Below are 25196 nucleotides of genomic sequence, written 5' to 3' on the forward strand. Positions count from 1 at the left end.
TAACGCCGGCCGGCTGTTTGGTGTAGGCTTCACTTTGGAACGCCTCCAAGCAGCCCAAAGGATCCCCAACGGGCCAATGAGAAAACGCAGGCAAACGCACCATGACCCAGTTCAACGAGACCGAACTCACCGAAGCCGTCGTCCGGAGCTTTGACCAGACACCTGACCCGCGCGCGAAATTCCTGCTCCAGGAATTGGTGAAGTCGCTGCACGATTACGTGAGCAAGACCGGCCTCACCTTCGCGGAATGGGAATACGCCATCGATTTCCTGACCCGCACCGGTCAGAAATGCACGGACACCCGACAGGAATTCATCCTCCTGTCCGACGTGCTCGGCGTCTCCATGCTGGTCGACGCGGTCAACCATCGCGAGCGCGAGGGCGCCACCCAGACGACCGTGCTCGGGCCGTTCTATGTCGGCGAGCACAAGGTGACGGCGCACGGCACCGACATCTCTCCGAATAATCAAACCGGCGAACGGATGTTCGTGCAGAGCCGTGTCACCGATCTCAAGGGCAAGCCGCTCGCGAATGTCCCCGTCGACGTCTGGCACGCTGACGATGACGGCTTCTACGACTCGCAGAAGCCAAACTATGACGAGGTCGGCGCCTCGGCGCGGGCGCGCTTCATCACCGATAGCGATGGCCGCTTCTTCTTCCGCACCATCCTGCCGTGCAGCTATCCGATCCCGACCGACGGCCCGGTCGGCGAGATGATCGTGCAGACCAACCGCCACCCGATGCGCCCGGCGCATGTGCACTTCCTGGTCAATGCCAAGGGGTACGAGCCGCTGATCACCCATGTTTTCATGGACGGCGACAAATACCTGGATTCCGACGTGGTGTTCGGCGTGAAGGACGACCTCGTCGCCAAGGTCGAGCCGCGCAACGATGCGGCGATGCCCGACGGCACTAAGGCGAACGGGCAGTGGCACCTGATGAGCTACGAATTCCACCTCAAGCCGGGCGGCGGCATGGCGCCGAAACCGCTGGGGACGAAGGCGGAGGAGCACGCCTGACAGTCAGGCGCGAGCAGCGCGCGCCGCCCTCTCATCTCCCGATAAAGGCCGCCAGTTCGTCGGGCGTCCCCATCGGAAAGGCTTCTTTCATGAAGTCGAGGAAGGCGGAGACGCGCGCGCTCAACAGCCGGCGCGAGGGATAGAGCGTCCACAACGCGATCTCTGGTCCGTCGATGTCGCCCCAATGCACCAGCGTGCCGGCAGCCAGGTCGTGACTGACCAGTGATACCGGAAGGCGTGCGGCGCCGACGCCCGCCCGGACCGCATCGCGGACCATGACGAGCGATGACAGGCGAAGGACCGGATCAATCGCGATGCGCGATTGTCCACTTGGCACCGTGACTTCCCAGCTTGTCAGCTGGTCGCCCGGTCCGCGCATGACTGCCGGCACAGCGATACCGTCCCGCGGTCGTTTCAGGTCCGGGCTCGCCACCACCACCAGCCGATCGCGCAGAAAGATTCGTCCGACAAGGCTGTCATCCGGATCGGGATTGACCCGAATGACGAGGTCATACCCTTCCTCCACCATGTCGACGGAGCGATCTTCCGTCGTGACCTCGAGACGGACCTCCGGGTATCTGAGCGCGAACCCGGCCGCGAGGTTTCCCATCGCAGTCTGCGAGAACAGCATAGGCGCGCTGATCCGCAGGCGCCCCCGCGGCCTGTCCCCACCCGACGCGATCGCTGTCGCCGTCTCGTCGAGCTCGGTGAGCAAGGCTCCCGTCCGCTCGTAAAGGGCGCGTCCTTCCTGCGTGAGTTTCAGGGTGCGCGCTCCGCGTTCGAACAGGCGCAGGTCGAGCGCGGCTTCCAGCTCCGCGACCCGCCGGGACAGGGTGGCTTTCGGGCGGCCGGCGGCCCGTGCCGCCCGGCCGAACCCGCCGTGCCGGGCGACGAGATTGAAGTCGGCGAGTGCGAGTAGGTCCATTGTTCCACCAGTGAGACAGTCTGTTCAGATATAGCGGCTATCGGTTCTTTTGTGGATCACTAATTTCCCGAGTGTCTTCTGACCCAACCCGGAGTGACCCCCATGACCATCCTCGTTACCGGTGCAACCGGCACCATCGGCCGCCATGTCGTCGAACAGCTCGTCAAGCGCGGTGCCGATGTCCGTGCTCTCGCCCGCGAACCTGCCAAGGCAAACCTCCCGGCAGGCGTCACAGTCGTGCAGGGCGACCTGCTCGACGTCGACTCGATCCGTAGCGCATTCAAGGGCGTCTCGACCCTGTTCCTGCTCAACGCAGTGGTGCCGGATGAATTCACGCAGGCACTGATCGCGCTCAACGTGGCCCGCGAGGCGGGCGTCGAGCGGGTCGTCTACCTCTCGGTGATCCACAGCGATCGCTACGTGAACGTCCCGCACTTTGCCGGCAAGTTCGGCGTCGAGCGGATGATCGAGCAGATGGGCTTCAACGCTACCATCCTGCGCCCGGCGTACTTCATGAACAACGACGTCACGATCAAGGACGTGGTGACCGGATACGGCATCTACCCGATGCCGATCGGGAGCAAGGGGCTCGCCATGATCGATGCACGCGACATCGGCGAGATCGCGGCCATCGAGCTCATCCGTCGTGAGCGCGCCGCAACCCCGCTTCCGCTCACGCGCATCAATCTCGTCGGTCCAGATGCGCTGACCGGCGCGAAAGCCGCCGCCGTCTGGTCGGAGGTGCTGGGCCGCACGATCGCCTATCCCGGTGACGATACCGCCGGCTTCGAGAAGAATCTCCGGCAGTTCATGCCGAGCTGGATGGCTTATGACATGCGGCTGATGAGCGAGCGTTTCCTCACCGAGGGAATGGTCGCCGAGGCCGGCGACGTCGAGCAGCTGACCGCGCTGTTGGGCCGCCCGCTGCGCTCCTATCGCGACTTCGTCTCCGAGATCACGGCCACTGCCTGACGGCATGGGCACGTGCCCATGCCGACAAGAAGGACTCCTATCATGACCTCTTCAATCGCCACTGTTCCGGTGAATCCGGAAGGCGCAACGAAGATATTGGTGCTTGGAGCGACCGGTGCCACCGGTCGCCTGATCGTCAACCAGGCGGTGGCGCGGGGCTACGAAGTCACCGTGCTGGCGCGTTCCGCCGACAAGGCAAGTGACATCACGGGGGCGAAGCTCATCGTCGGAGATGCCCGCGATGAAGCAGCCCTGCGCGAAGCCCTCAAAGGCCGTGACGCCGTGGTCAGCGCGCTGGGTACACCGGTAAGCCCGTTCCGCGAGGTGACGCTTCTCTCGACCGCGACGCGCGCCCTCGTGAGCGCGATGAAGGCCGAGCAGGTCTCTCGGCTGGTTTGCATCACGGGGATGGGCGCCGGCGACAGTGCCGGGCACGGCGGCTTTATCGCCGACAATGTGATCTTTCCGCTTCTCCTGAAGAAGGTGTACGCCGACAAGAACCGACAGGAAGCGATCGTCAGCGATAGCGGGCTGGACTGGGTCCTGGTTCGCCCCTCGATCCTGAACAACAAGCCCGGCCGCGGCTCGGTCCGGGCCCTGACGGATCTTTCGGGCTTCCATGGCGGCAGCATTGCGCGCGAAGACGTTGCGACATTCGTGCTCGATCAGGTGCGCGCCGATACCTGGCTGCATCGGTCTCCGCTGATCACGTGGTGATACTTTGCGTGGCGACACCCCTGATCAGCGCGCGTGCAACATCGCAAGCAGGACCACGACGACGCAGGCGAGCGCCGCCGTGGTCAATTTCCAGAACATCAGCGGGCTGCGCTCCAAGAGCGGTGTGATCCGCGTGTCGAGATAGGCCGGATTGGGTGTGCGAAGCTCGAACACGAATTCGGACAGATCCTCGTGCCGCTTGTAGGGATCCGGATGGAGCGCACGTCTGAGCGCTCCGTCGACCCAGGCGGGCACGTTGCTGTCGTCGTCGGCCGGGCGATATTTGAGCCTCCGCACGTCCGCCTTGCGTCGGATCCTGGCGATTTGGGTGCCGTAGGGCAGCTTTCCCGTCAGCATCTGGTAACAGATCACGGCGAGTGAAAACATGTCGGAGCGCGGCGAGCCGCCCTGCCCAAGAAAATATTCCGGCGCCGTGTACTGGACCGTTCCCAGAATTTCGTCGGTCTCGTCCTGCGGGGCCGCCTCCGCGACGCCTGCCACCTTGACCGATCCGAAGTCGATGATCTTCGCGGTGCCGGTCTTGTCGATCAGGATGTTGTCGGGCCTGAGGTCCTGATGCAGCATTTCCATGCGGTGGAAGGCGCGCAGGCCCGCGGCGATCTGCTCGACCAGTCCGCGGACGGTTTCGAGATCGGGGCGCGGATTGTCCGTCATCCATTGCCGCAAGGTCTGACCTTCGACGAATTCAGTCGCGACGTAGAGATAGCCGCGCCGTTTCGACTGCGACAACGGCTTCAGCACATGCGGGCTGTCTATCCGGCGCGCGATCCACTCTTCCATCAGGAAGCGCTTCAGGTAGGCGGCATTGTCGCGCAGATCGATCGACGGAAGCTTCAGCGCGACCGGCTCCTCGGTCACCGCGTCGACGGCAAGGTAGATGTGGCTGCGGCTGCTGGCGTGGATTTCGCGGACGATCCTGTAGCCGTCGAAGATCGCCCGCGGCTCCGGCAGCGGGGGAAGCGGCAGCTGGGAGGTCTGGTTGAAGATGCCGGCCGGCTCACGCTGCGGCACCGCATCGACGCGGAGGATCTGGACCGTGATGTTGTCGTCGCTGCCGCGCCGATAGGCTTCCTCGACGATCGCCTTCGCCGCTCCGTCGAGCTCGGCTGCATGCTCGCTGAGCGCACTGGTGATGAAACGCGCGTCGACGAATTCATAGGCGCCGTCGGTCGCCAGCAGGAAAGTGTCTCCAGTCTCGATCTCGAAACTCTGATAGTCGATCTCGAGCTGCGGATTGATGCCGAGCGCACGGCCGAGATAGGTCTGTTCCGAGGACACGATGATCCGGTGATCGTCGGTCAGCTGCTCGAGCGCCTTGCCCGCTACGCGGTAGACGCGACAGTCGCCGACGTGGAAGATGTGCGCGGTGGTCGCCTTGATGACCATGGCGCTCAGCGTGCAGACATAACCCTTGTCGCGATCATAGGCATATTGGCTCTTGCGCGTCTGCGCGTGGAGCCAGGAATTGGTCGCGTCCAGCACGCGGCGGGCGGAGGTCTTCACCGTCCAGGATTCCGACGTGCAGTAATAGTCCATCAGGAAGCTCTTGACCGCCGACTCGCTGGCGATCTGGCTCACCGTGCTGCTGGAGATGCCGTCGGCGAGGACGGCCGCAATACCCTTCAGGCTGAGCATCGGCTCGTCCGGAACGAGGACGCCGTGAAAATCCTGATTGATGGGCTTGCGACCCTTGTCGGAATGCTGGCCGACCGAGATCTGAAGTCCGCGGGTCATCGTCATCACCGGCAAAGGGGAGCCTCACCCTGATCGGGCGAGGCTCTCCTGTCGAGACGTATCAGGCCGCGACGCGGGGCGAGGTGGCCTTGCCGGCCTGGCGCTTCGGCTTGGTCATGACGTGCGTGGTGTAGAGGGTCATGCCGGTGAAGGCGAGGCCACCGACGAGGTTGCCGAGCACGGTCGGGATCTCGTTCCAGATCAGATAGTCCATGATCGAGAAGTTCGCGTGCAGCATCAGGCCGGAGGGGAACAGGAACATGTTCACGACGGAATGCTCGAACACCATGTAGAAGAACACCAGGATCGGCATCCACATCGCGATGACCTTGCCGGGGACCGAGGTCGAGATCATGGCGCCGACCACGCCGGTCGAGACCATCCAGTTGCAGAGCATCCCGCGCAGGAACAGCGTCGCCATGCCGGCCGCGCCATGCGCGGCGTAGCCCAGCGTTCGGCCTTCGCCGATGTTACCGATGGCGGCGCCGACCTTGTCGGGATCCTGCGTGAAGCCGAAGGTCGTGACGAAGGCCATCATGAAGGCCACGGTGAAGGCGCCAGCGAAATTGCCAACGAAGACGAGGCCCCAGTTACGCAGCACGCCGCCGAAGGTGACGCCAGGGCGCTTGTCGATCAGGGCGAGCGGGGAGAGCACGAACACGCCGGTCAGGAGGTCGAAGCCCAGCAGATACAGCATGACGAAGCCGACCGGGAACAGCAGCGCGCCGACCAGCGGCTGCCCCGTGTTCACGTTGATCGTGACGGCGAACCATGCCGCGAGCGCCAGGATGGCGCCGGCCATGTAGGCCCGGATGATAGTATCCCGGGTGGACATGAAGACTTTGGACTCGCCCGCATCCACCATCTTGGTGACGAATTCCGAAGGCGCGAGATACGACATCGATGGTTCCTTTTGCTTCGTAAGAGAGATCGAGACGCCCTGAGTGCGCCGCTGAAAGTTATTGGCCGTGCGGGGTGTCTGCCGCGCGTGGGCCGGGGAGGTTTGGAAGCCTTGGGATTGCGTCACGACGACCGAGTCGAGGAGGGCCGCGAAGCAGTTGAGCTCCCGGGATGCAGCCGCCAGCGCCTGCATCAATGCGGCAAGCCGCAGTCTTCGTTGACGTAAATGGAGAAGCAAGTTGCGTGCCGTGTGCAAGGCTCCTAAAAAGCAAGTAATATCAATTAGATAGATCTTGGACTGCATCGGCTTTTGCGCTTGATGCGGCCTTTTGCTTGAGCTGTTGCACAACTGTTGTGCGCCGCACAATTATTGGGCAAGCCGCAAATTTCGCGAGCGGAACGGGCCTGCGACAGACTGGCGCGTCCCCAATAACACACTGATATCGGGTTGCTTTCTGCGTTGTGACGCTTGGCACGAAGCTTGAATAGTTCCAGGCCGACGCCATTGAAGCCGTCCCGCGAGACTTCTCATCCGAATTGCCGACGCCACCGGACGGGGGTCTCCCCGTCGCGCGTTCGCATGCGCTGCTTCAGGCGTCGCCGGACGGACGGGCTGCTCGTGTGCACTGACGCAATCATTCTGCAACGACGCAAAGGACGATACCGCCTATGACCAAGCGCACCCGCCGGCCGTCGGACACTGGCCTCAGCCGCCGTCAATTGTTGAAGGCCGCCGGCTCGACCGCCGCCCTCCTGACCGCCGTAAAACTGAATTTCCCCGCCGGCGCCTTCGCGCAGGACGCAGGCCCCGAGGTCAAGGGCGCCAAGCTCGGCTTCATCGCGCTGAGCGATGCCGGCCCCTTGTTCGTCGCCAAGGACAAGGGCCTGTTCGCCAAATACGGCATGCCGGACACCGACGTGCAGAAGCAGGCCTCCTGGGGCACCACGCGGGACAATCTCGTGCTCGGCTCAGAAGGCAACGGCATCGACGGGGCGCACATCCTGACCCCGATGCCGTACCTGATCTCGGCGGGCAAGGTGACGCAGAACAACCAGCCGACGCCGATGTACATCCTGGCGCGGCTCAATCTCGATAGCCAGTGCATCTCCGTCGCCAACGAATATGCCGACCTGAAGCTCGGCGTCGACGCCACGCCCTTCAAGGCGGCGCTCGAGAAGAAGAAGGCCTCGGGCAAGGCCGTGAAGGCCGCGATGACCTTCCCCGGCGGCACCCATGACCTCTGGATCCGCTACTGGCTTGCCGCCGGCGGCATCGATCCGGACAAGGACATCGAGACCATCGTGGTGCCGCCGGCGCAGATGGTGGCCAACATGAAGGTCGGCACCATGGACTGCTTCTGCGTCGGCGAGCCCTGGAACCTGCAGCTGATCCACCAGAACATCGGCTACACCGCGATCACGACCGGCGAACTCTGGAACAAGCATCCGGAAAAATCCTTCGGCATGCGCGCCGCCTTCGTCGACAAATATCCGAAGGCCGCGAAGGCGCTGCTGATGGCGGTGATGGAAGCGCAGCAGTGGTCGGACAAGGCCGAGAACAAGGCCGAGCTCGCCGCCATCATGGGCAAGCGGCAGTGGATGAACTGCCCGGTCGAAGACGTGCTCGACCGCACCGCCGGCAAGTTCGACTACGGCCTTCCCGGCAAGGTGGTCGAGAATTCGCCGCACATCATGAAGTACTGGCGCGACTTCGCCTCTTATCCCTTCCAGAGCCACGACCTCTGGTTCCTCACCGAGGACATTCGCTGGGGCAAGTACGAGGCGAATTTCGACACCAAGGCGCTGATTGCCAAGGTCAACCGCGAAGATATGTGGCGCGACGCGGCCAAGGCGCTCGGCATCGCAAGCGCGGAGATCCCGACCTCCACCTCGCGCGGCAAGGAGACCTTCTTCGACGGCAAGGTGTTCGATCCGGAAAATCCGGCTGCCTATCTGAAGTCGCTCGCGATCAAGCGCGTCGAAGTCTGATGGAGCCAGCGGCCGCCTCCGGGCGGCCGCATCGCCTTTTGCAGCCGGAGAGATATTGCGATGAACATGCCCGCCACGAAGATCGAGGTTGAGACCGCGAAGCCCGCGAGCGCTGCCGCGCCGGTCGTCGCGATGACACCGAAGCGGCCACCGCGTTCGGAGACTTACGCGCGGATGGCGCGGGAGACCGCCGTGCGCGTGATCCCGCCGCTGGTCGTGATCGCGCTCTTGCTTCTGGTGTGGGAGTTGGTCTGCCGCCGTGCCGGCTCGGCACTGCCGCCGCCGTCGAAGGTGTTCAAGGACACGAAGGAGCTGATCCTCGATCCGTTCTTCGATCATGGCGGCATCGACAAGGGGCTGTTCTGGCACCTGTCCGCCAGCCTCCAGCGCGTTGCCTTCGGCTATTCGCTCTCGGCGATTGCCGGCATCGCGCTCGGCGTGCTGGTCGGGCAGTCGGTCTGGGCCATGCGTGGGCTCGATCCGCTGTTCCAGGTGCTGCGCACGATTCCGCCGCTCGCCTGGCTGCCGCTGTCGCTCGCCGCGTTCCGCGACGGCCAGCCCTCGGCGATCTTCGTCATCTTCATCACCTCGATCTGGCCGATCATCATCAACACCGCGGTCGGCATCCGCAACATCCCGCAGGATTATCGCAACGTCGCCGCGGTGGTGCAGCTCAACCCGCTCGAATTCTTCGCCAAGATTATGATTCCGGCCGCCGCGCCCTACATCTTCACGGGGCTTCGCATCGGCATCGGTCTGTCCTGGCTCGCCATCGTAGCGGCCGAGATGCTGATCGGCGGCGTCGGCATCGGCTTCTTCATCTGGGACGCCTGGAATTCCTCGCATATCAGCGAGATCATCCTGGCACTGTTCTATGTCGGCATCATCGGCTTCGTGCTCGACCGCCTGATCGCGGGCGCCGGCAAGATCGTCACCCGCGGCACCGCGCTGAACTAAGGGACAAGCACATGACCGCTTATTTGAAGCTCGATCACATCGACAAGATTTTTACCCGCGGCGCAGCCTCCACGGAGGTGCTGAAGGATATCAATCTCACTATCGAGAAGGGCGAATACGTCTCGATCATCGGCCATTCCGGTTGCGGCAAGTCGACCCTGCTCAACATCATCGCAGGCCTGACCAACGCCACCACCGGCGGCGTGCTGCTCGAGAACCGCGAGGTGAACTCGCCGGGACCCGACCGTGCAGTGGTGTTCCAGAACCACAGCCTGTTGCCGTGGCTGACCGTGTACGAGAACGTCAGGCTCGGCGTCGACAAGGTCTTCGCCAAGACCAAGAAGCGCGCCGAACGCGACGCCTGGGTCATGCACAATCTCAACCTCGTGCAGATGGCTCATGCCAAGGACCAGCGTCCCTCGGAGATCTCCGGCGGCATGAAGCAGCGCGTCGGCATTGCCCGCGCGCTTGCCATGGAGCCGAAAGTGTTGCTGCTCGACGAGCCTTTCGGCGCGCTCGACGCACTGACCCGCGCGCATTTGCAGGATTCGGTGATGGCGCTGCATCAGAAGCTCGGCAACACCATTTTGATGATCACCCACGACGTCGACGAGGCGGTGCTGCTGTCCGATCGCATCGTCATGATGACGAACGGGCCGAGCGCGCGCATCGGTGAGGTGCTGGAGGTGCCGCTGGCGCGCCCGCGCAAGCGGCTCGAGCTCGCGACCAACGCCACTTACCTGAAGTGCCGGCAGCGCGTGCTCGAATTTCTCTATGAGCGTCATCGTTTCGTCGAAGCCGCGTAAACGCGCAGGTGCTCACGCAACGCCTATTTTTGAATCATCAAGCTCAATCCTTGTGCGCCGCACAGGGATTGAGCGAATCGCAAAATTTGCGTGCGAAATAGTCTTGCAAAAATTCGGAGCACTTCGAACAAGCTTCTGAATTTCCTGCGTTTCCGGAATGCGCGCAGTTGGCACGGAAATTGAAACACCAACTGCGACGCCAACGACGACGTCCCTCAACATCATCAATCAGCATCGTAACTCGCCACCGGGGTGAAGCCTCGGAGCGCGCCTCCGTGGCCGGAGGCAGAGCCTGCAACGACGCAGCGGTGAGCCTGGAAGGGATTTTGCAATGACCAAGAGTCCGACTGGTAATCAGACTTGGATCTCAGACTGGCGCCCCGAAGATGAGGCGTTCTGGAATGCGACTGGCAAGACCATCGCGCGCCGCAACCTGATCTGGTCGATCGTGGCCGAACATATCGGCTTCTCGGTCTGGCTGATCTGGAGCATCGTCACCACCAAGCTGCCGCAGGCGGGCTTCCACTACACCACCGACCAGCTGTTCCAGCTCGTCGCGGTGCCCGGGCTGATCGGCGCGTTGATGCGCTTTCCCTACACCTTCGCGGTGACCACCTTCGGCGGTCGCAACTGGACCATCTTCAGCGCGGCGATCCTGTTCATTCCGACTCTCTCGCTCGCCTATTTCGTCGGCCAGCCCGACACGCCGTTCTGGCTGATGCTGCTGATTGCCTCGACCGCCGGTCTCGGCGGCGGCAATTTTGCCTCCAGCATGACCAACATCTCGTTCTTCTTCCCCGACCGGATGAAGGGGTGGGCGCTCGGACTGAATGCGGCCGGTGGCAATATCGGCGTCTCCAGCGTGCAGCTCCTGACCCCGATCCTGATGACGCTCGCCGTCGTCAACCTGTTCCAGGCATCGCCCGTCGACGGCGTCTTCCTTCAAAACGCCGGCCTGATGTGGGTGCTGCCGATCGCGATCGCGGTGTTCGGCGCAGTGTTCTTCATGAACAACCTGACCACAGCCAAGTCGTCGATCAAGAACCAACTCGCCGTGGTCAAGCGCAAGCACACCTGGATCATGGCGTATCTCTATATCGGCACGTTCGGCTCCTTCATCGGCTACTCGGTGGCATTTCCGCTGCTGATCAAGACCCAGTTCCCGCAAGTCACGATTGCGATCGCATTCCTGGGACCGCTGGTCGGTTCGCTGTCGCGGCCGCTCGGCGGCTGGCTTGCCGACAGGATCGGCGGCTCGGTCATCACGTTCTGGAATTTCATCGTGATGGCAGGCGCGACGATCGGCGTGCTCTACTTCGTCGGGCACAAGGATTTCATCGGCTTCCTGTCGATGTTCCTGGTCCTGTTCGTGACGACGGGCATCGGCAACGGTTCGACCTACCGCATGATCCCCTCGATCTTCCGCGAGCAGAATCTGTTCAGGGTGCGCGGCAAGGGCGATGCGGAGCGCGCGCTCGCCTTGAAGACGGCGAGCATCGAGAGCGGTGCTGCGGTTGGCTTCATCGGCGCGGTCGGCGCCGTCGGGGGCTATCTGATCCCGACCGGCTTCGGCAAGTCGATCGCGCTGACCGGCGGGCCGCAGCTCGCGCTCGCGATCTATCTCGGCTTCTACGCCTCCTGCCTCGCGCTGACCTGGTGGTTCTATCTGCGTCGCAGCCCGCAGGGTGAAGGCGCGTCAAGCCTCGCCGGAGCACGTGTCTAATACTTGGTACGAATCTCGCTTCTCCCCGTACGCGGGGAGAAGCATTGCCCGACAGTTTGACAATGAACCTGGTTCGCAATGGCGCGCACCAAGGCAAACCCAACAGGCAGGAGAACATCATGACGCCAGAACAGATCACCCTCGTGCAACAGAGCTTTGCCAAGGTCGCGCCGATTTCCGCGCAAGCCGCGGTGCTGTTCTACGATCGCCTGTTCGAGGTCGCGCCGTCGGTGCGCGCGATGTTTCCCGAGGACATGACCGAGCAGCGCAAGAAGCTGATGGGCATGCTCGCCGCCGTCGTTGGCGGTCTGTCGAACCTGGACTCGATTCTTCCCGCGGCCTCGGCGCTTGCGAAGCGTCACGTCGGCTATGGCGCCAAGGCCGAGCACTACCCCGTGGTCGGCGCGACCTTGCTGTGGACCCTGGAGAAGGGCCTCGGCGAGGCCTGGACGCCCGAACTCGCTACCGCCTGGACCGACGCCTACGGCGTGTTGTCCGGCTACATGATGTCCGAGGCCTACGGCGCACAGCCGCAGGCCGCCGAATAGGAGATACGTTGTGAGTGAACCGCTGGTCATCGTCGGTAACGGTATGGCGGCCGCGCGTCTGGTCGACGAGCTCGCCAAGACCTCGCTCGGCCGCTACGCGGTCGCCGTGATCGGCGAAGAGCCGCGGCTCGCTTACAACCGCGTTCTGCTCTCCTCCGTGCTGGCCGGCGAAACCGGCTCGCACGAGATCGAGCTTCGTCCCGCCGACTGGTGGCGCCATCGCGGCGTCACGGTGCGCTACGGCTATCGCGTCAGCGAGATCGACACCGGCCGACGCGAGCTCAAGATCGAAGGCGAAGAGAGCATGGAATATTCCAAGCTCGTGCTCGCCGTCGGCTCGACGCCGCTGCGGCTCAACGTGCCGGGCGCCGACCTTTCCGGCGTGCACACCTTCCGCGACACCCGCGACGTCGATCTGCTGCTGACGCTCGCTGCCGCAAGGAAGCGCGTCGTCGTGGTCGGCGGCGGTCTGCTCGGACTCGAAGCGGCTTACGGCCTCGCCAAGGCCGGTGCGCCCGTGACGCTGCTGCATCTGATGGATCGGCTGATGGAGCGCCAGCTCGATGCGCCCGCTGCCGACCTGCTCAAGACGCTGGTCGAGCGCAAAGGCATTCGCATCCTGCTCAGTGCATCCACAGCGCGCATCCACGGCGAGGGCCATGTCGAAGCGGTCGAGCTTGCCGACGGCAGCCGCATCGAGGCCGATGCGGTGATCTTCGCCGCCGGCATCAGGCCCAACATTGCGCTGGCAAAGGACGCCGGCATCGCAGTCAACCGCGGCATCGTCGTCAACGACGAGATGCAGACGGCGTCACCCGATATCTACGCGCTCGGCGAGTGCGCCGAGCATCGCGGCACCTGCTACGGCCTCGTCGAGCCTGCTTACGAGCAGGCGCGCGTGCTGGCGCGGCATCTCTCTGGTCGTCCTGCGGCCTATCAGGGCAGCGTGGTCTCGACCAATCTGAAGGTGTCGGGGGTCAGCGTATTCTCCGCCGGCGACTTCATGGGCGGGGAGGGCAGCGAGAGCCTCGTGCTGTCAGACCGCAGGCGCGGCACTTACAAGAAGCTCGTCATCGCCGAGGGCCGGCTCACCGGCGCCCTGCTGATCGGCGATACCGTCGATGCGCTCTGGTATCTCGAACTGATCCGCAACCGCGAAAAGGTGGCGGCGATCCGCGCCGACATGATGTTTGGCCGCGTGCTCGCGCGTCCCTCCAAAGCGGCTTGATAGAGGCGGCTTGATATGACGGTGATCGATCCGACGCTCCGCGCCACGAAGACGACCTGTCCGTATTGTGGCGTCGGCTGCGGCGTGCTGGCGACGCCGGACGGCAAGGGCGGCGCGGCGATCGCGGGCGATCCCGATCATCCTGCCAATTTCGGCCGGCTGTGCTCCAAGGGCTCGGCGCTCGGCGAGACCGTCGGGCTGGAAAGCCGGCTGCTCTATCCGATGATCCGCTGCAAGGGCGTGCTCGAACGCGTCGCCTGGAGCGATGCGCTCGATCACGTCGCCCATCGCATGCAGCACATCGTCGCGCGCGACGGCGCCGACGCGGTCGCATTCTATCTCTCGGGCCAACTGCTGACCGAGGACTACTACGTTGCCAACAAGCTGATGAAGGGCTTTGTCGGCACGGCCAACGTCGACACCAATTCGCGGCTGTGCATGTCGTCCTCGGTTGCCGGTCACCGCCGCGCCTTCGGCGCCGACACCGTGCCCGGCTGCTACGAGGATCTCGACCACGCCGATCTGCTGGTGTTCGTCGGCTCGAATGCCGCCTGGTGCCACCCGGTCCTGTTCCAGCGTATGTTGAAGAACCGTGGGGAGCGCGGCGCGCGCATGATCGTGATCGATCCGCGCCGCACCGACACCGCGACCGACGTCGATCTGTTCCTGGGCCTCAAGCCCGGCACCGACACGGCACTGTTCTGCGGCCTGTTCGTTCACCTCGCCGACAATGGTGCACTGGATCAGGATTACATCGCGCAAAACACGTCGGGCTTTGACGACGCGCTGGCGCGCGCACGCAGCATCGCCGGCAGTGTCACCGCGACCGCACTGGCGACCGGCCTCTCCGAGCAGGACATTGCTACCTTCTTCAAGATGTTCCGTGACACGCCCCGCGTCGTCACGCTGTACTCGCAAGGCGTCAATCAGTCGGCGCAGGGCACCGACAAGGTCAACGCGATCCTGAACTGCCATCTTGCCACGGGGCGCATCGGCAAGCCGGGTGCCTCGCCGTTCTCGCTCACCGGCCAGCCCAACGCGATGGGCGGCCGCGAGGTCGGCGGCCTCGCCAACCAGCTCGCCGCACACATGAACTTCACGCCGCCGGACATCGACCGTGTCAGGCGGTTCTGGAAGGCGCCGCGCATCGCCACCCATGAAGGGTTGAAGGCGGTGCAGCTGTTCGAAGCCATCAACCGCGGCGAGGTCAAGGCCCTGTGGGTGATGGGCACCAACCCCGCAGTGTCGCTGCCCGACGCGGACTTCGTGCGCGAGGCGCTGAAGAAGCTCGAGCTGTTCGTGGTCTCCGAGAACGTGCTCTCCAACGACACGGTCGATGCCGGCCCGCACGTGCTGCTGCCCGCGCTCGCCTGGGGCGAGAAGTCGGGCACCGTGACCAATTCCGAGCGCCGCATCTCGCGCCAGCGTTCGTTCCTGCCGGCGCCCGGCGAGGCGCGGCCGGACTGGTGGATCCTGAGCGAAACCGCAAAACGCCTCGGCTTTGGCGACAGTTTCAGTTACAAATCCGCAGCCGACATCTTTCGCGAGCACGCCGCGCTCTCGGCGTTCGAGAACGATGGCAGCCGCGACTTCGATATCGGCGCGCTGACCTCGCTGTCCGACGAGGGCTTCGACGCCTTGAAGCCCGTGCAGTGGCCGGCGCGTGAAGGCGGGGCGCCCGGCGAGCGCTTCTTCGCGGCCGGCGGCTTCTTCACCAACGACGGCAAGGGCCGCTTCGTCGCGCCGGAAGTGCCGGCGCTGCGTGGCGAGACCGGGCCTTCGCGGCCGCTGCGGCTCAATACCGGGCGCATCCGCGACCAGTGGCATACCATGACGCGCACGGGCCTCAGCCAGCGGCTCGGCGCGCATCTGCCCGAGCCGTTCGTCGAGATTCATCCCGATGACGCCGGCAGATACAACATCGTCCATGACGGCTATGCCCGGATCACTACCGACTACGGCCAGTGCACCCTCAAGGTCGTCGTCAGCGACCGCCAGCAGCGCGGCACGCTGTTCGCGCCGATCCACTGGAGTGCGATGAACGCCTCGCACGGTCGCGTCGGGGCGTTGGTCGCACCGTTCACCGATCCGTTCTCGGGGCAGCCGGAGTCCAAGGCGACACCAGCCGCGATCGGGCCTTATGAATACGTCTTCCGGGGCTTTGCGTTGTCGCGCAAGCAGCTGGACCTGCCGCCAAACCTGATGTGGACCCGCGTCACTGTTGCCGGCGGCTTCGGCTATCTCTTCGCCGACAATGCGGACCTGTCGCGCTGGCCGGCCTGGCTCGGTGGCGTTGCCGGCGAGGACGTCGCCGACTATCGCGACTTCGGCGGCGGCGTTTATCGCGCGGCGTCGTTTGCCGGCGACCGCATCGAAACCTGCCTGTTCGTCGGCCCCGCGCATGATGCCGGCGATTGGGAGGTGGTGAAGAGCCTGTTCGTCGCCGACCATGTCACCGACGAGCAGCGGCGCATGCTGTTGTCCGGTAAGTCGAGCGAGGGCGCGGCTTCGACCGGTCCGGTCGTCTGCGCCTGCTTTGGTGTCGGCCGCGGCACCATCTGCGACACCATCGTCGCAGGCGCGCGCACGGCGGCCGAGATCGGCGCAAAGCTCAAGGCCGGCACCAATTGCGGCTCCTGCATTCCCGAGCTGAAGCGCCTGATCGCGACGACGGAGCTGGCACCAGTGAAGCAGGCGAAGGTCGCGGGCGCTGCGGGATAGGGGCGACTTTCTCGGTCGTCGCTGCATACTCCGCCGTCATCGCCCGGCTTGACCGGGCGATCCAGTACGCCGAGACGCCTGTGATCAAGCGGTAAGGCCACGGCGTACTGGATTCCCCGCTTTCGCGGGGAATGACAGCGGGGCGGGGCGCTACGCCTCAGCCCAATCGACGCACGCCCCATTGTGCCCTATGGTGCCGCGCTCTCGCCCTCAACGCGCAAAACAACAATGATGTACCTGGAAACGCCGCCGCGCCTGATTGAGACCAGGCTCTTCTCCGCCATGCCCGACAAATTCCGCCGCAAGGGCGAGCGGACGGATTGGGCCGATGCCAATCGGCCGGGCGTGCCGACGGACTCCTTCATCGAGGGCCCGTCGTTCGACAAAGATGGCAATCTCTACATCGTCGACATTCCCTTCGGCCGCATCTTCCGCATCGCGCCCGACGGCGAGTGGTCGCTGGCGATCGAGTATGAGGGCTGGCCGAACGGGTTGCAGATCGCGGCCGACGGTCGCATCCTGGTCGCCGATTACAGACACGGCATCATGGCGTTTGACGCCGAGGCAGGTCGCATTGCGCCGGTGCTGACCTCGCGCAACTCGGAGTCCTTCCGCGGCTGCAACGATTTGCATCTCGCTTCCAACGGCGACATCTATTTCACCGACCAGGGTCAGACCGGCCTGCATGACCCCAGCGGCCGTGTCTATCGCCTGACGCCAGGCGGCCGGCTGGATTGCCTTGTTAACACCGGTATCAGCCCAAATGGTCTGGTCCTCGATCCAACGGAGACCGTGCTGTTCGTCGCGATGACGCGCGACAACGCGGTGTGGCGGTTGCCGTTCATGAAGGATGGCAGCGTGTCGAAGGTCGGCCGCTTCTGCTCGCTGTTCGGTACCAGTGGCCCCGATGGCTTGACCATGGATGCCAAGGGCCGACTGTTCGTCGGTCACGCCTCGCTCGGCCATGTCTTCGTGTTCGCGCCCAACGGCGAATTGATTGCGCGGGTCAAGTCGTGCGCGGGGCCGAATTGCACCAATGTCGCGATCGGTGGCGCGAACAAAGATCTGCTCTATATCACGGAGTCCGCCACCGGTAGCGTGTTGGTCGCCGACATCGGCGTATTGAACTCTTGAGCTCGATGGCGGTTGGCTGAGCGAACGAGCGGTATCGGAGCAATTATGAACACGAAACCCTTCGGCAAAACCGGTGCCAGCGTCTCTGTCATCGGGCAGGGCACCTGGTATCTCGACCATGGCGATCGTAAGCGCGCGATCGCGGCGCTACAGCGCGGGCTCGATCTCGGCATGACCCACATCGACACCGCCGAGATGTATGGCGATGCCGAGCTCGTCATTGCGGACGCGATCGCGGGCCGCCGCGACGAGGTGTTCCTGGTGTCGAAGGTGCTGCCGAGCAACGCCTCCCGCCGCGGAACCATCACCGCCTGTGAGCGCTCGCTGAAGCGGCTGAAGACCGATCGGCTCGATTGCTATCTGCTGCATTGGCGCGGTTCGTATCCGCTGGAGGACACCGTGGCCGCATTCGAGGAGTTGGTGAAGGCCGGCAAGATCAAATCCTGGGGCGTTTCCAATTTCGATGCCGATGATCTCGACGAGATGCTCGAAGCCGCCGGCGAAGACCGCATCGCCTGCAATCAGGTGCTCTATCATCTCAAGGAACGCGCGATCGAGCATGCCGTGATCCCGTGGTGCGAACAGCATGGTGTCGCCGTGGTCGCCTATTCGCCATTCGGCCACGACGATTTCCCTGCAAGCAGCAGCAAGGGCGGCGCGGTGCTGGCGCGCATCGCGGAGGCGCGTCGCGCGACGCCGCGCCAAGTCGCGCTGAGCTTCCTCACCCGTGCGACTACGGTGTTCGCGATTCCGAAGGCGTCGTCCGCGGAACATGCCGGCGAAAATGCCGCGGCTGGCGATCTCGTGCTGACGAAAGACGAGATTGCGGCGCTCGATGCGGCGTTTCCGCGCGGTCCGAAGCCGCGCGGACTGCCTATGCTGTAGTGCACAAACGCCTATTCTTAATGGAGTCTTGACGCGCGCGGACGTGAGCGCATATCGGCATCCTGTTTTCGGAAGTTGTGAAAGCGGCGCAATTATCGTTTTTTACGATCATTCCCGATTCGCATTTTCTAGGTTCCAGCCGTGACCCCGCCGCCCGCCGCAGCCGCAAGGCTCGACAGTATTCCCATGCCTATGCCGGAAAAGAAGCCGCAGGCGCGCCGCGCGCCCGCGCGCGTCGATCATCCCTTCAAAGGCATCGCGCTGGTGCTGCTGTCGACGATCTTTCTCGGTTGCTCCGATGTCACCGCGAAATATTTGTCGTCGAGCCTGCCGTCGATCGAGATCACCTGGATCCGCTTCGTGACGTTCGCGCTGATGTTCACGCCGGTGATGCTGCCGGGCTCGCCGCTGCATGCCATGCGCACCGAGCGCCTCGGCCTGCAGCTGATGCGCGGCGCGGCATTGCTCGGCTCTTCGCTGTTCTTCATCACCGGCCTGAGCTTCCTGCCGATCGCGGAAGCGTCCGCGACCGGCTTCGTCTCGCCGCTGTTCGTCACCGCGCTCTCGATCGTGTTCCTGAGCGAGAAGGTGGGCATGCGCCGCTGGATCGCCACCGCGATCGGCTTGACGGGCGTGATGATCATCCTGCGCCCGGGCTCCAGCGCGTTTCACGCCGCCGCGTTCTTCCCGATCGTCTCGGCGTTCTGCTGGGCTGCGGCGCTGATCCTGACGCGCATGATGAGCGGACGCGAAGCCGTCCTCACCACCATGGCCTATTCGGCGCTGACGGGCGTTGCGATCCTCTCCCTGATGGTACCATTCGTCTGGGTCACGCCGACCTGGACCGCGATCGGGCTTGGCATCGTGATCGGCGTTGCCTCCACCGTCGGCCAGTGGATCATCGTCCTGGCCTATCGCTACGGCGATGCCTCGGTGCTTGCGCCGTTCTCCTACACGCAGTTGCTCTGGGTCAGCATTCTGGGCTTCTTCCTGTTCGGCGAAGTGCCTGATGTCTGGACCGTCACCGGTGCAGCCTTCATCGTCGCCAGCGGCCTCTACATTGCTCATCGCGAGCGCATCCGTCGCGCCCAGCTCCTGATCATGGAAGAGCGTTCCCCGAACCCCTGACGCAAGTTCACGCGTCCGCTTCGTGCTATCAATGGCTCCAACAAGCCGGGAGGAGCCGAATGCGCGCTGCGATTTTCAGGAACGGTGAGATTGTCGTCGACCGGATGGCCGAGCCAACACCCGGCCCCGGCCAGGTCCTAGTCAAGACGCTCGCCTGCGGCATCTGTGGCTCCGATCTGCACGCACGCCAGCACGCCCACCGCATGGTGGAGATGGCGCGAAAGACCGGGCGCAAGCCGATGGACCTCGCCCGCGACGTCGTGTTCGGCCATGAGTTCTGCTGCGAGATCGTCGACTTCGGCCCGGGGACTGTGCGCAAGCTCAAGCCGGGCAGGCGCGTCTGCTCGCTGCCGGCCCTGGTGACGCCGCAGGGCATTGAAGGCATCGGCTATTCCAACGACAATATTGGCGGCTACGCCGAGGCGATGCTGCTGAGCGAAGCGCTGCTGCTCGAGGTGCCCAACGGTCTCGCGCCGGAGCATGCCGCGCTCACCGAGCCGCTCGCGGTCGGCGTTCACGCCGTCGCCAAGGCCAACATCCGTGGCGGCGAGGTCCCGCTCGTGATCGGCTGCGGACCGGTCGGGCTGGCGGTGATTGCGGCGCTGAAGCTCAAGGGCCTGCATCCGATCGTCGCCGCTGACTATTCGCCGGCGCGGCGCGCGCTTGCGGCAAAACTCGGCGCCGATATCGTCGTGGATCCAAGGGTGTCGCAGCCCTATGCGACCTGGGCCGAGCATGCGCAGATGTCGGATGCGGAGAAGGCGGCCCGGCCGCCGTTCCAGGCGATGCTGCCCGCGCTGAAGCCCGCGATCATCTTCGAATGCGTCGGCGTGCCTGGTCTGTTGCAGCAGGTGTTCGAAGGCGCGCCGCGCGATGCCAGGATCGTCGTGGTCGGTGTGTGCATGGAGACCGACAGGAGCGAGCCCATGCTCGGCATCATGAAGGAGCTCAACGTTCAGTATGTGCTCGGCTACACGCCCGACGAATTCGCAGCCTCACTGCGCCTGATCGCCGAAGGGCAGGTGGATGCGGCGGCGATGGTGACGGCCGAGATCGGCATCGACGGCGTCGCAAAGGCTTTCGCCGACCTCGCCAATCCTGAGGCGCACACCAAGATCATCGTGCAGCCGTGGCGGTGATGCCTTACACCGGCAGCGCGATCGAATACTTCACCTGGCTGAGCGCAAAGCTGGACTCGATCGAGGCGATGCCGTCGAGCCGGGTCAGCTTGGTCTTGAGGAAGGTCTCGTAGGAGGCGAGGTCGGCTGCGACGACGCGCAAGAGATAGTCGCGGTTGCCGGTCATCAGATAGCATTCCAGCACCTCGTCCCATTTCGAGATCGCGCGCGCGAAGCGGTTGAGGTCCTCCTCCTTCTGCCGCGCCAGCTTGATCGAGATGAAGACGCTGACATGCAGCCCCAGCGCCTTCTGGTCCACGGTCGCGATGTAGCGCGAGATGACGCCGCGCTCCTCGAGCAGCTTGACCCGGCGGTGGCAGGGCGACACCGACAGCCCGACCTTGTCGGCCAGTTCCTGCATGGTCAGCCGGCTGTCGTTCTGGAGGTAGCTGAGGATTTTTCGGTCGATGGCGTCGAGGGCGGGCATTGGGATGAACCTGTCGTTTTTATCGATCGATTGGTAATCTATTCCGATATTGGCCGGTATTGCGCGTAAAATTGAGAAGTTTGGCGCGTCCCGCAGGGGTATCATCGAGCACCAGTTTTCCGGGAGCATTGCCATGCCCGTTGATACCGCCCGCCTCGACACGTTGACCGCGCTCGCCCGCAAGGCGCTGTGGCTGTCGTCATGGACCATCCATCACGCCAACCACATCCGCCCGAATGCGGACGGCCTGAAGGTCGGGGGACATCAGGCCTCGTCGGCCTCGCTCGCCACCATCATGTCGGCGCTGTATTTCCACGTGCTGAAACCCGAAGATCGCGTCGCGGTGAAGCCGCATGCGAGCCCGGTGTTCCACGCCATCCAGTATCTGTTCGGCCGGCAGAGCCGCGAGAAGCTGGAGAATTTCCGCGGCTTCAAGGGCGCGCAGTCCTATCCCTCGCGCACCAAGGACGTCGACGACGTCGATTTCTCCACCGGCTCGGTCGGCCTCGGCGTTGCGCAGACGCTGTTCGCCTCGCTGGTGCAGGACTACGTCAAGGCGCATGGCTGGATGAAGGATCGCCGCGAAGGGCGGATGATTGCGCTGGTCGGCGACGCCGAGATGGACGAGGGCAACATTTTCGAGGCGCTCGCGGAGGGCTGGAAGCACGGGCTGCGCAACACATGGTGGGTGGTCGACTATAACAGGCAGTCGCTCGATGCCGTCGTCCGCGAAGGTCTCTGGGAAAAGTTCGAGACCGTATTCCGCAACTTCGGCTGGGACGTGGTGATAGTGAAATACGGCCGGCTGATGCGCGAGGCCTTTGCCGAGCCCGGCGGCGAGGCGTTGAAGCGCTGGATCGACAACTGTCCGAACGCACTCTACGCCGCATTGTGTTTCCAAGGCGGCGCCGCGTTCCGCAAACATCTTCACGACGAGATCGGCGATCAGGGCCCCATCACCAAACTGATCGACAAGCGCAGCGACGACGAATTGCTGGCGCTGATGTCGAACCTCGGCGGCCATGACATGGCGAGCATGCTGGACGCCTTCGAATCCATCGATCACGATCGCCCGGTCTGCTTCATCGCCTACACCATCAAGGGCGTCGGCCTGCCGTTCCAGGGCCACAAGGACAATCACGCCGGCCTGATGACGGTTGCGCAGATGGAGAAATATCGCGACAGCCAGAACATCCGACCGGGACACGAATGGGACAGATACGAGGGCCTCGCCCAAGGTCCCGCCGAGCTCGACGCCTTCCTCGCGGGCGTGCCGTTCAACCAGGACGGACGCCGGCTCACCGCGCCTGTGATCGAGGTGCCGTCGCAGCTCGCCTTCAAGCCGGCGCCGCAGATGTCGACCCAGCAGGGGTTTGGGCTGGTGTTGAACGAGATCGCGCGCGGCGACAGCGAGCTTGCCAGGCGCATCGTCACGACATCGCCTGACGTCACCGTCTCGACAAATCTTGGTCCGTGGGTGAACCGACGTGGCCTGTTCGCGCGCGGCGAGAAGGCGGACTTATTCCGCAGCGAGAAAATTCCCTCCACCTTCAACTGGGACTTCTCGCCCAAGGGCCAGCATCTCGAGCTCGGCATCGCCGAGATGAACCTGTTCATCATGCTCTCGGCGCTCGGCCTGTCGCACCAGATCAACGGCGAGCGGCTGCTGCCGGTCGGCACGCTCTATGATCCCTTCATCGAGCGCGGTCTCGATGCGCTGAACTATGCCTGCTACCAGGATGCCCGCTTCATGGTGGCGGCAACGCCGTCGGGCATCACGCTGGCACCCGAAGGCGGCGCGCACCAGTCGATCGCAACGCCTTTGATCGGCATGGCGCAGGACGGGCTTGCCTCGTTCGAGCCGGCCTTCGTCGACGAGCTCGCCGTGATCATGGGTTGGGGTTTCAACCACATGCAGCGCGATCCGGGCGAGGGCGGCTCGGTCTATTTGCGGCTGTCGACGCGCAGCATCGAGCAGGCGCAGCGGATCATGACACCCGAGCTTGCAGAGGGCATCACCGACGGCGCTTATTGGCTGCGCAAGCCGGGCCCCAATGCCGAAGCCGTCATCGCCTATACCGGCGCCGTTGCGCCGGAAGCGGTCGAGGCGACCGGCTTCATCGGCGAGAGCCGGCGCGACATCGGCCTGCTCGCGATCACGTCCGCGGATCGTCTGCATGCGGGGTGGACCGCCGCACGGAAATTGCGCCGTGATCGGCGCGGCGTTCAGCATCTCAGCCACATCGAAAAGCTGCTCGCGCCGCTGCCGCGCGAGTGCGGCATCGTGACCGTGATCGATGGCCATCCGGCGGCGCTGGGCTGGCTCGGCAGCGTCCGTGGCCACCGCGTCGAGGCGCTCGGCGTCGAGCAGTTCGGCCAGACCGGCACGATCGCCGACCTCTACCGCCACCACGGCATCGACGCCAACGCCATCATCGATGCGGCCGAGAGCCTCACCACGGGCGCGCCGGTGCTGCATCGGAAGATGGCGGTTTAATTCGTCATCCCGGCCTAGTGCGCAATTGCGCACTAGGCCGGGATGACATCGTGAGTGAGGCGAGACCTTGCCACCCTTCCGCCATCGGCTCATATAACCTCCGTCCGCCGCAATGCTGGCCCCGCATATGGCGGGTTCAATTGCCGGCGCTTTCGTGCAAGGATGCCTGCCGAAACGCCCCCTCCAAGCCCCCAAGAAGAGGTTCACAATGGTCAATCGCATGCAATTCTACATCGACGGCGCCTGGGTCGATCCCGCTGTCAAGAAGTCCACCGCCGTGGTCAATCCGGCGACGGAAGAGGCGATGTACGAGGTTGCGCTGGGCTCCAAGGCCGACGTTGACAAAGCCGTCGCCGCCGCCAAGCGCGCGTTCGTGACGTTCTCCCAGACCAGCCGTGACGAGCGCGTCGCGCTGCTGACGAAAGTCATCGAGATTTATAAGGGCCGCCTCAAGGAGATCGGTGCCGCCGTCTCCGACGAGATGGGCGCGCCGCTGCCGATGGCCGAAAAGCTCCAGGCCGGCGCCGGCCTCGGCCACCTCATGACCACGCTCGACGTGCTCAAGAACTATCATTTCGAGGAACCGGTCGGCACCGCCATGGTGCTGCGCGAGCCGGTCGGCGTGGTCGGCATGATCACGCCCTGGAACTGGCCGCTCAACCAGATCGCCTGCAAGGTCGCGCCCGCGCTCGCCGCCGGCTGCACCATGATCCTGAAACCGTCGGAGTTCACCCCGACCTCGGCCTTGATCTTTGCGGAAATCCTCCATGAAGCCGGCGTGCCGAAGGGCGTGTTCAACCTCGTCAACGGTCTCGGCCCGGAGGTCGGCGCCGCCATGAGCGAGCACCCCGATATCGACATGATCTCGTTCACCGGCTCGACCCGCGCCGGCATCGACGTGGCCAAGCGTGCGGCACCGACCGTGAAGCGCGTCAGCCAGGAGCTCGGTGGCAAGTCGCCGAACGTCATCCTCGAAGGCGCCGACCTCACCAAGGCGGTGACCGGCGGCGTGATGCACATGTTCAACAACTCCGGCCAGTCCTGCAACGCGCCCTCGCGCATGATCGTGCCGGCCTCGAAGATGAAGGAAGTCGCCGCGATCGCGAAGGCGGTCGCTGACAAGACCAAGGCGGGCGATCCCCGCGCCGAAGGCACCACCATCGGCCCCGTGGTCAACCGCGGCCAGTGGGACAAGATCCAGGGCCTGATCAAGAAGGGCATCGACGAGGGCGCAACGCTCGTGTCGGGCGGCCCGGGCCTGCCCGAAGGCGTCAACAAGGGCTTCTATGTCCGTCCGACCATCTTCGCCGACGTCACCCCCGACATGACGATCGCCCGCGAAGAGATCTTCGGACCGGTGCTGACCATCATCGGCGCCAAGGACGAAGCCGAGGCGGTGCACATCGCCAACGACACGCCCTATGGGCTTGCCGGCTACGTCACGGGTGCGTCCGTCGAGGATGCCAAGCGCGTCGGCCGCCAGATCCGCGCCGGCAACGTCAATCTGCAGGGCGTGCCCAACGATCGCACCGCGCCGTTCGGCGGCTACAAGCAGTCCGGCAACGGCCGCGAATGGGGCAAATACGGCCTCGAGGACTTCCTCGAAGTGAAGGCCGTTGCGGGCTTCAACGCGGCGTAATCTCTAGCGCCTGGGTGAACAAAAACGCCGGAGCGGCAACCGCTCCGG

Annotated in this window: 20 protein-coding genes; 16 read left to right on the top strand and 4 right to left on the bottom strand. The window is 64.3% G+C overall.

All coding sequences use genetic code 11. From position 1 onward, the window contains the following. Window positions 1–101 precede the first annotated feature (101 nt). Entirely contained in the window at window positions 102–1019 is a 918-nt protein-coding gene (locus IVB47_RS30705) for an intradiol ring-cleavage dioxygenase (RefSeq protein ID WP_247360040.1), read from the top strand. A 31-nt stretch (window positions 1020–1050) separates the two neighbouring features. Here the strand turns inward: IVB47_RS30705 and IVB47_RS30710 are convergent, their stop codons facing one another. Beyond that, window positions 1051–1944: a LysR family transcriptional regulator gene (locus IVB47_RS30710; RefSeq protein WP_247288504.1), complete on the bottom strand. Its 894-nt coding sequence runs from the start codon at window positions 1942–1944 to the stop codon at window positions 1051–1053. A 102-nt stretch (window positions 1945–2046) separates the two neighbouring features. Between IVB47_RS30710 and IVB47_RS30715 the strand changes: the two genes are divergently transcribed. Continuing rightward, window positions 2047–2916, top strand: a complete 870-nt coding sequence (locus IVB47_RS30715; protein ID WP_247467071.1) for an NmrA/HSCARG family protein — start codon at window positions 2047–2049, stop codon at window positions 2914–2916. A gap of 42 nt (window positions 2917–2958) precedes the next feature. Further along, a complete protein-coding gene (locus tag IVB47_RS30720) occupies window positions 2959–3633 on the top strand; it encodes an SDR family oxidoreductase (RefSeq protein WP_247467074.1) in 675 nt (224 codons plus the stop codon). A 24-nt stretch (window positions 3634–3657) separates the two neighbouring features. On the opposite strand, the gene IVB47_RS30725 is transcribed toward IVB47_RS30720, so the two are convergent. Beyond that, window positions 3658–5394 (bottom strand): bifunctional protein-serine/threonine kinase/phosphatase, encoded by a 1737-nt coding sequence (locus IVB47_RS30725; protein WP_247467078.1) that lies wholly within the window; start codon window positions 5392–5394, stop codon window positions 3658–3660. A gap of 55 nt (window positions 5395–5449) precedes the next feature. Then, on the bottom strand, window positions 5450–6289 hold the full coding sequence (locus IVB47_RS30730) for a formate/nitrite transporter family protein (protein WP_247467082.1): 840 nt from the start codon (window positions 6287–6289) through the stop codon (window positions 5450–5452). A gap of 668 nt (window positions 6290–6957) precedes the next feature. Between IVB47_RS30730 and IVB47_RS30735 the strand changes: the two genes are divergently transcribed. The 11 genes from IVB47_RS30735 to IVB47_RS30785 all read left to right on the top strand — a co-directional run bounded on the left by IVB47_RS30735 (window position 6958) and on the right by IVB47_RS30785 (window position 20546). After that, window positions 6958–8277, top strand: coding sequence for a CmpA/NrtA family ABC transporter substrate-binding protein (locus IVB47_RS30735; RefSeq protein ID WP_247467085.1), 1320 nt, complete (start codon window positions 6958–6960; stop codon window positions 8275–8277). Between the two features lie 60 nt (window positions 8278–8337). Then, on the top strand, window positions 8338–9234 hold the full coding sequence (ntrB, locus tag IVB47_RS30740) for a nitrate ABC transporter permease (RefSeq protein ID WP_007593954.1): 897 nt from the start codon (window positions 8338–8340) through the stop codon (window positions 9232–9234). Window positions 9235–9245: 11 nt separating this feature from the next. Beyond that, window positions 9246–10040 carry an ABC transporter ATP-binding protein gene (locus IVB47_RS30745; RefSeq protein ID WP_247467088.1) on the top strand — a complete coding sequence of 265 codons (795 nt, stop codon included), beginning with the start codon at window positions 9246–9248 and terminating at the stop codon, window positions 10038–10040. Window positions 10041–10371: 331 nt separating this feature from the next. Next, window positions 10372–11763, top strand: a complete 1392-nt coding sequence (locus tag IVB47_RS30750) for an MFS transporter (RefSeq protein ID WP_247467090.1) — start codon at window positions 10372–10374, stop codon at window positions 11761–11763. 119 nt (window positions 11764–11882) lie between these two features. Then, window positions 11883–12311, top strand: coding sequence for a globin family protein (locus tag IVB47_RS30755; RefSeq protein ID WP_247360035.1), 429 nt, complete (start codon window positions 11883–11885; stop codon window positions 12309–12311). 10 nt (window positions 12312–12321) lie between these two features. Further along, on the top strand, window positions 12322–13539 hold the full coding sequence (locus IVB47_RS30760) for an FAD-dependent oxidoreductase (protein ID WP_346730822.1): 1218 nt from the start codon (window positions 12322–12324) through the stop codon (window positions 13537–13539). A 15-nt stretch (window positions 13540–13554) separates the two neighbouring features. Further along, window positions 13555–16260: a nitrate reductase gene (locus IVB47_RS30765; protein WP_247467092.1), complete on the top strand. Its 2706-nt coding sequence runs from the start codon at window positions 13555–13557 to the stop codon at window positions 16258–16260. A gap of 231 nt (window positions 16261–16491) precedes the next feature. Then, complete coding sequence (locus IVB47_RS30770) at window positions 16492–17394, top strand: SMP-30/gluconolactonase/LRE family protein (RefSeq protein WP_247468135.1); 903 nt, start codon at window positions 16492–16494, stop codon at window positions 17392–17394. A gap of 45 nt (window positions 17395–17439) precedes the next feature. Next, window positions 17440–18279 carry an aldo/keto reductase gene (locus IVB47_RS30775; protein WP_247467093.1) on the top strand — a complete coding sequence of 280 codons (840 nt, stop codon included), beginning with the start codon at window positions 17440–17442 and terminating at the stop codon, window positions 18277–18279. A 186-nt stretch (window positions 18280–18465) separates the two neighbouring features. After that, a complete protein-coding gene (locus IVB47_RS30780; protein ID WP_219682786.1) occupies window positions 18466–19407 on the top strand; it encodes a DMT family transporter in 942 nt (313 codons plus the stop codon). Between the two features lie 59 nt (window positions 19408–19466). Continuing rightward, the gene (locus tag IVB47_RS30785) at window positions 19467–20546 is read left to right on the top strand and encodes a zinc-binding dehydrogenase (RefSeq protein WP_247467095.1); all 1080 of its coding nucleotides are present in this window, start codon (window positions 19467–19469) and stop codon (window positions 20544–20546) included. Window positions 20547–20550: 4 nt separating this feature from the next. Here the strand turns inward: IVB47_RS30785 and IVB47_RS30790 are convergent, their stop codons facing one another. Continuing rightward, the gene (locus tag IVB47_RS30790; protein ID WP_007593935.1) at window positions 20551–21012 is read right to left on the bottom strand and encodes an Lrp/AsnC family transcriptional regulator; all 462 of its coding nucleotides are present in this window, start codon (window positions 21010–21012) and stop codon (window positions 20551–20553) included. 133 nt (window positions 21013–21145) lie between these two features. Here IVB47_RS30790 and IVB47_RS30795 point away from each other — a divergent pair, with 133 nt between their 5' ends. Then, window positions 21146–23509 (top strand): transketolase, encoded by a 2364-nt coding sequence (locus tag IVB47_RS30795; protein WP_247467096.1) that lies wholly within the window; start codon window positions 21146–21148, stop codon window positions 23507–23509. Between the two features lie 208 nt (window positions 23510–23717). Continuing rightward, window positions 23718–25148 carry an aldehyde dehydrogenase family protein gene (locus tag IVB47_RS30800; RefSeq protein ID WP_027568850.1) on the top strand — a complete coding sequence of 477 codons (1431 nt, stop codon included), beginning with the start codon at window positions 23718–23720 and terminating at the stop codon, window positions 25146–25148. The last annotated feature ends 48 nt before the right edge of the window (window positions 25149–25196 follow it).

It is taken from the genome of Bradyrhizobium sp. 62, from assembly GCF_023073035.1.
Classification (GTDB): domain Bacteria; phylum Pseudomonadota; class Alphaproteobacteria; order Rhizobiales; family Xanthobacteraceae; genus Bradyrhizobium.